The organism is Bacillus sp. LR--39 (genome assembly GCF_053613335.1).
In genome coordinates this window covers 1-1265 of record NZ_JBSIOT010000216.1, presented here as the reverse complement: position 1 = coordinate 1265, position 1265 = coordinate 1, and the positions used below count along the sequence as shown (strand labels likewise).

The following is a 1265-nucleotide window of genomic DNA, read 5'->3' as shown; positions in this document are numbered from 1 at the left end:
TAAACAAGAGGATACTCATCTTGCTGATCAGACTGACACACAGGATGCATCAGCCATGATTGAGAAAAAAGACTAGTTTTCGAATATTATTTGAAACCCCTCAGCCTGCTCTAGTATAATAGGGTGGTTGAGGGGTGAATTTATGTTAGCGTCAAAAATGCGATGGGAAATCCAGCGACCAGATCAGGATAAGGTCAAATCACTCACAGAACAATTGCATATAACACCTCTTGTTGCGTCCCTGCTTGTAAAAAGAGGCTTTGATACGGCAGAAAGCGCTAGGCTGTTTTTACATACAAAGGATGCCGATTTATATGATCCTTTTGAAATGAAAGGCATGAAAGAAGCGGCAGATCGAATAAAACAGGCGATTTCACAACAAGAAAAGATTATGATATATGGCGATTATGACGCCGATGGGGTTACAAGTACGTCAGTGATGCTTCACACGCTGCAAAAACTGTCGGCTCAAGTTGATTTTTATATACCTGACCGTTTTAAAGAAGGATATGGACCTAATGAACAGGCGTTTCGTTCGATTAAAGAACGGGGCTTCTCTTTGATCATTACGGTTGATACAGGAATTGCCGCTGTGCATGAAGCGAAGGTGGCAAAGGAACTCGGACTGGATGTCATCATTACCGATCATCATGAACCGGGACCGGAGCTTCCGGATGTCCATGCGATCGTCCACCCGAAGCAGCCTGGCTGCACTTACCCGTTTAAAGAGCTTGCCGGGGTTGGAGTCGCGTTTAAGCTTGCCCACGCTTTATTGGGTGAACTTCCTGATGAACTGCTTGACCTGGCGGCTATCGGCACCATTGCCGATCTAGTCCCGCTGCATGACGAAAACAGATTAATTGCAACACTAGGACTTGAAAGGCTTCGACGGACAAATCGGCTCGGCTTAAAAGAGCTGATTAAGCTGTCAGGCGGAGACATCGGAGAAGCGAACGAAGAAACTGTCGGATTTCAGCTCGCACCAAGGCTGAATGCCGTCGGAAGAATCGAACAGGCGGATCCCGCTGTTCATTTGCTTATGTCAGAGGATTCGTTTGAAGCGGAAGAGCTTGCCGCAGAAATTGACCAGCTGAACAAAGAGCGCCAAAAAATGGTCAGCAAAATGACGGATGAAGCGATTGAAATGGTTGAACAGAAAGGGCTCGATCAAACTGCAATTGTCGTGGCCAAAGCCGGATGGAACCCGGGAGTCGTCGGGATTGTGGCTTCAAAGCTTGTGGACCGTTTCTACCGACCGGCCATTG

1 protein-coding gene and 1 pseudogene are annotated in these 1265 nt (G+C 47.0%); both read left to right on the top strand.

Going from position 1 to position 1265, the window contains the following annotated elements; translation table 11 throughout:
- A pseudogene (locus tag ACWHAR_RS21925) lies at positions 1-76 on the top strand (LapA family protein); the annotation flags it as partial.
- 66 nt (positions 77-142) lie between these two features.
- The coding region (recJ, locus tag ACWHAR_RS21920; RefSeq protein ID WP_452087815.1) for a single-stranded-DNA-specific exonuclease RecJ at positions 143-1265 on the top strand (1123 nt) is incomplete at its 3' end.